Source organism: bacterium (genome assembly GCA_021158245.1).
Classification (GTDB): Bacteria; Zhuqueibacterota; QNDG01; order QNDG01; family QNDG01; genus QNDG01.
The window spans coordinates 1-5,869 of record JAGGVB010000129.1; the positions used below are offsets into that span (position 1 = coordinate 1).

The 5,869-nt window shown below is 37.2% G+C and carries 5 protein-coding genes; all 5 read right to left on the reverse strand.

What is annotated here, in order from left to right:
* The coding region (locus J7K93_07110; protein MCD6116765.1) for a hypothetical protein at positions 1 to 809 on the reverse strand (809 nt) is incomplete at its 3' end.
* A 10-nt stretch (positions 810 to 819) separates the two neighbouring features.
* Positions 820 to 1,227, reverse strand: coding sequence for a hypothetical protein (locus J7K93_07115; GenBank protein ID MCD6116766.1), 408 nt, complete (start codon positions 1,225 to 1,227; stop codon positions 820 to 822).
* Between the two features lie 45 nt (positions 1,228 to 1,272).
* The gene (locus J7K93_07120) at positions 1,273 to 1,947 is read right to left on the reverse strand and encodes a DUF2202 domain-containing protein (GenBank protein MCD6116767.1); all 675 of its coding nucleotides are present in this window, start codon (positions 1,945 to 1,947) and stop codon (positions 1,273 to 1,275) included.
* A 75-nt stretch (positions 1,948 to 2,022) separates the two neighbouring features.
* Complete coding sequence (locus J7K93_07125) at positions 2,023 to 2,532, reverse strand: hypothetical protein (protein MCD6116768.1); 510 nt, start codon at positions 2,530 to 2,532, stop codon at positions 2,023 to 2,025.
* Between the two features lie 1,026 nt (positions 2,533 to 3,558).
* A complete protein-coding gene (locus J7K93_07130; protein MCD6116769.1) occupies positions 3,559 to 5,598 on the reverse strand; it encodes a GHKL domain-containing protein in 2,040 nt (679 codons plus the stop codon).
* Positions 5,599 to 5,869 lie beyond the last annotated feature (271 nt).

A 5,869-nucleotide genomic window follows, 5' to 3' on the forward strand; every position in this document is an offset into this window, starting at 1 on the left:
CCGTCTGCATTTACAAAATCCGTTTCCTTTGTAAGACTGATCTGCTGCCTGTACTGAACATAAACGCCCATTTTGCTGAAAAGTGACTGTGTAACACGGGTAAGAAAAACAAAATGGCTTAATGCCGGGACTTCGCTTACTGAAGTAGCTGTAACATCTGTATAGGGATTAAACCTTCCGCCTCCGTATCCTCTTCCTCCGTGTCCTGTTGACTGGCCTGTTGTAAACAGCTCCCTGCCTGAAAATACTTTGTTCCCCAGATCCGCTTCCATTATCAATGTTGTCTTTGTTGCAAAAGATCTGTTGGTCTGCAGAAAGATATACTGCCTGTAATTAGTCAGATCCGGTATCTGCAGGTAATTTCGATAGCGGAAATTGTATCCTCCGCGGAGGAAAAACAGATTCAAATCCAAACGGAAATTTGAATAAATATAAGCCTGGTTGTAGTCAAAATAATTGTAAGTATCTCCGTTTTTACGCAGGGCCCATTCAGCTCCGAAATAGAACGTATTTGTTTTGTTCTCCCCAAAGGGACGATAATAATTTAATCCTATGCTGTGCAGATAAAAATTCCGCAGGGTATTTTCCCGGTACAAAAAAACATCCCCGTTATAATACAAGTTCACATTTGAATTCTCCGGCCTGTAACTCAATCTCAGATCTATATTTGTCAGCACATCCCTGACAGGATAGGGAGATCGAAACAGATTATCGTCATATTGTGATAAAATCTCCAGATTCGTGCTCAACTGTGCAAACAGAGAACCTGTTAAAATTAAAAAAACTACAATCGGTCTGATTATTCTCATTAAATCATCCTTACTTTTCAGGATTAATAATTTCCATTATATCAACTGGTTTAAGATTATACTTTTCTGCAATATCCCTTAAAGTCATTTCCGGATATGCATCTATACCTTTATTTTTTAAAAGCTGGAGAGACTTCTCAAGATCAAGACTTTCCACTTCACATACTTCCTTTAATGCCTTTCTTCCAAGACCCTGCCCTGAATAAGAGGCAGAAGACCCTGTTTTTTTAACTGTTTTCATTTTTTCAAATAATTCCATTGGTGTCAGATTATATTTCTTTGCCAGGTCCTTCACTTGTAACTCCTTCTTGCTTAACTTTGAAAGATATATAACAAAAACCGTACCATAAAATCTGCCCTTTGTTATTATTTGACTTACAGGCATGTACAAAGTCCCATGTATAAAATTTTTCGACATATCAGTCTAACCCCCGACCGAACGGTCGGGGGTTAGACCCTCAAATTATCTCCTGCCTCTTCCCGAACTGCTGCTCATAATTTCATTGAACTTCTCTTCTATAAGTTTCTGCGGTTTGTATTCCACTCCCTGCCTGCTGAGACTGTTTACAAATGCACGTAAATGATTATATGAACCGCTTATGAGGCTTTCATATACAACTCTTACATCATCACTGGTAACATTATTATCCAGCTCATTCTGAATATCAATAATATCAATCTCTTCAATTAAAGCTCCGATACTTAATGCTTCTGATAACGAACTTTTCCCTTGTTCAGTCAAAGTATTGAAAAGCTCCTGAAGGTCAACATTCTTAAACTCTCCGAAAATATCTGTTTCCATCGGATCATCAATATTGTACAAATCCAAAAGAGTTTTTATGGCATCGGTATGACGCTGTTCGCTATTTGAAATATTGTTGAAAATATTTTGTTCCCATACATCATACAGAGATTTGTACACATCCCTTGCAAGTTTTTCTTCTTCTCTCATGAATATCAGCCCTTCAATCTCATTTTCAGTAGGCTCAGAATCGCCGGATATTTCCTGCTTTAATAACAGACTGCTGCTGTTTGCCGAAAGATTTGGCTCAGTTGAAGAACTGCACCCTGATAAACTCCATACGCTGATTAATAGCAACACCGTTATAACTGCTGTAAAATATTTACTGGATTTCATTTTTCACACCTTTCTTTCTATTAAAAAACCGGCAGAAAAACTTTACTGCCGGTTTTATTTTTTACTGTGCTGTGACTACTTTCTGCCTTTGCCTTTTCCCTTTGGACCTGTTCCGTCGCAAGTACCTGTACCTGTTCCGATTCCCGAACCTGTAGTACCGGAGTTTAATCCTTTACCCTTGCCATTTGCTCTGCCTGTTCCGTCCTGTGGGCGTACATAATCAGGATCCTGTCCGTTGGGAATTCCGTCACCATCCGCATCCTGAAGATTGTCATTTATGCCGTCGCCGTCTGCATCAACAAAACCTCTGCTACCGTTTCCCTTTCTCAATTTTGATCCCGTATAATCCGGATCCATCCCATTGGGAATTCCGTCGCCGTCGTCATCTCTGGCATTGTCATTGTATCCGTCTCCGTTAAGGTCAACAAAACCTTTTCCCTGCTGGCCTGCTGCATTAACTGATGCCTTTGCTGCATTGCTGCCCCTGAGCTGTTTCTTGTTCTTAACCTGAAGAGAATCCTGGGCAAATGTTGTTCCTGCTGCAACCAGAATTGCAATGCTGATTGTAATAAGTAAGTTTTTCATTTTGCTTCTCCTATTTTATTTTTTTTGCTCACCTGCCCCTGATATATCAAAACCCGTGCCACAATTTCCTATAAGCGTATATCTGTCTGTTTTCACTATATTTACAAGCACCCTCAATTATTATCCTTTTATATTTTTTACGTCCGGACAGTCGTACTCAAATACCATCCGGTCGAATGGAGCAGATATGAATGCAGGATTAAAAGGGTTTTAATAATTTAAAAACAGAAGGAATCTGCTATTAGACAAAACAATAGTGCAGCACAATTTCTGCTTTGATAAGAAAATCAATTTTTTTTTACAAAGCTCGAGCGATATGATAAAATTTTTGAGTTTTTTTTACATTTGGAGTATCGGTTGGTATATGAGAAATGCGTGTCCGAACACTTCTCCTGATCATATAGTTACTTAATCCTTTTACATTGTGTATTGACTATTGACATGGTTCAGGGACAACAAGAACAAGACAAAAGAAAAAAGACAATAATCAGAATCGGGAGAGTTTTTGCCTTTCAGTAAGTTTTTTGACATTTTTAGGAAATTTTCAGCAGCCGGCGTTTTTTGGGCACTTTTTTCTAAAAAAAGTGCCTTTCCATAACTTTAATAAAATCATTGAATTAAACGTTATTACAAAACATCTCCAAATTAAATAACAGCTTTGTACCTTCTTCATTTAATATTTCGTCCCTACGGGACTCCGGGTTTTCGTTTATTCCATTTCTAAAAATATTCCGCCCCTGACGGGGCTTTGGGGTGTGTCATTTCGAAGGAGCGTAAGCGACTGAGAAATCTTAAATCTTTGAAAATTAAAAGATTTCTCTTCCGCTTGCGCGGAATCGAAACGACAATGTTTAGAATTCTTTTAACCGGCATCTGTAAATTCATAATTCAGAAATCAATATTCATCTATCTCAAAACAAAGCTTTTAAAGTTATTTCCGCCCCAAGTGCAACTTGGGTCGGAGGTAAAAAAAAACATCCAGGATATCAAATACCGGCCAATTATTTCTGACAAGTAAAATCCTGTTCACTTTTCATTAATGAAAATTCTTACCGGAAGATCTATAATAAAGGCAGTACCTTTTCCTTGTTCACTTTTCAGATCAACGGAACCGCTGTGCTCAAATATTATTCTCTGAACAATACTCAGCCCTATGCCTGTACCCCTTGCTTTGGTAGTAAAATACAAATTAAATACGTTTGCCTTTGTATCCTCATCCATACCCGGGCCGTCGTCTTTTACAAAAATTTCAATGCGCTTTTCTGCAATACGGTCAACAGCGATGGTGATTGTTCCATCTCTGTCAATTGCCTCCACAGCATTCTGAATCAAATTAATAAAAACCTGCTTTATCTGATTAAAATCCCAAAAAACATCTCCCTTCCAGTTAAGGTCAAGATTAAACTTAATTTTTCTTTTACCAAGTTCAATGGAATACTGTTTTTTTAAATCAGAGAACAAATCAGCAATTGAAAATTGAGCCGGCCGCACAGGTTCAGGCCTTGCAAACCTTAAAAAATCCTGAACAGTATCGTTTATTCTTTTAACTTCATTGTAAACAAGCCCTGCAAGCTGATGATACTCTTCTTGTTCTTCCGACGGTTCAAAATCTTTATCCAACTGCTGGATAATGGTACCTATGGCGTTTAAAGGATTTCGTATTTCATGAGCCACTCCTGATGCCAGCTCGCCCATTGCAGTTAAACGTTTTTGACGCTCTATCTGATTTTCTAAGTGCTTCTGCTCTGTAAGATCGCTTATTAGGATAATAGTATTTTTGTTTCCATGGCTGTCTTTAAAACTGCTTTTTGCAAGAAGCAGATATTTATTATTGCCGTGAATGCTGCAGCTGATGTGTGTTACAGCTTCTTCCTGATCAAGGATGAATTGACAATCAGAACCGCCGAACAGATACTCCGGCCCTTTATTATGAACATCCCTTCTTTTCTTATTAAACAGCCTTTCTGCAGCAGTATTAAATATTTTGATGCCTGATAAATCGTCAAATACAATAATTGCATCGCTTACATTATCAATTATACCGCTTGAATAAGTCTCCACAACCTGATACTGCCTCTGCAGAATGTCTAATCTCTGCTTTGTAAAAATATAGACAAAAAGGAAAAATCCTATTGCAATCAGTAATATCGTAATAAAAATCAGCCTTCTGTAAATACGCTCGTTTATATCTTTTACAGTATCCAATGAGAGGCCGAGCCTGAACAGGCCGATTGTAACACCTGAATTTGTAAAAGGGTGAACCGCTTCAAAAATCTCACCGGAATTAAAACGCGCTGTTCTTGTGGAAAATGTGGAATCATAAAAAGATTTTGTCAGGAACGGAGAATCTTCAATTCCGTCTAATTCGCTGACATTTCCCGACGCAGCAATAATGTGGTCTGTCCCTTGAAGCGCTATATAGACAATTTGGGGATTTGCCTGTACTACCTGCCTGATTAAAGCTCCAAAATGAATATTCTTCTTAAAATCAAGCATCTCATCTGCATCAACATTTAATACAATTGCAGAATTATCTTCTGCTGCAAGCGCAACAGCATACCTGTATCCGGTTCCTCCCTTTGCTTTTTTATAACCGACAGTCAGAGTATCAGCCTTGCCGCTGAAAATGGGGTTTAAAAATTTTTGTGAATCAAGGCCATCAAATTTAAACATATGTATGCGTTTGAAATTTGAATAGATCAATTCCCCTTTATTATTAAAAATATTTATCCTGTAAATTTTATTTTTGCGGCTGATATCAGATAATATTTTATCTGTTACTATTCCCCTCTCATACATCAATTTTATGTATAATGCATTATTCAGCAGTCTTTGATGAGTTATTTTATCAAGGTAAGTTGTTGAATTCAGAGTATTCTGTGAAGCAATAATTAATGATTCCAGAAGAGAGTGGGCCTGTTTTGTCATTAATTGATAAAGCTCTTTTTTACTCTGCTTTAATTCTATTACTGCACTTGAAACCATTAACGCAGCAACAATGACAAAAATAATAACTATAAAACGGAATTGTCCGGCAAGCTTTACTTTGTCTTTTCCGTATAACATAAGAAAGGGATCATCCTTTTTATGCAATTTAAGCAATAGCAAAGAAACATGCAAACATCAATTTCTGCAACGATTTTATCATACCGGCAATTCAAATGAAAATATTTTTCATTAAAAGTAATTATAATACTAAATTTATTGCGCCACTTTTTTTAATTTCCTGTTTGCAAATATCCATTAATTCCGTACATTTCTTTTTGGGTTAATTGACTATCTGAATATTTATCTACAATACTTGCAACAACATCGGCTAAATATTTTATTGGGAGGC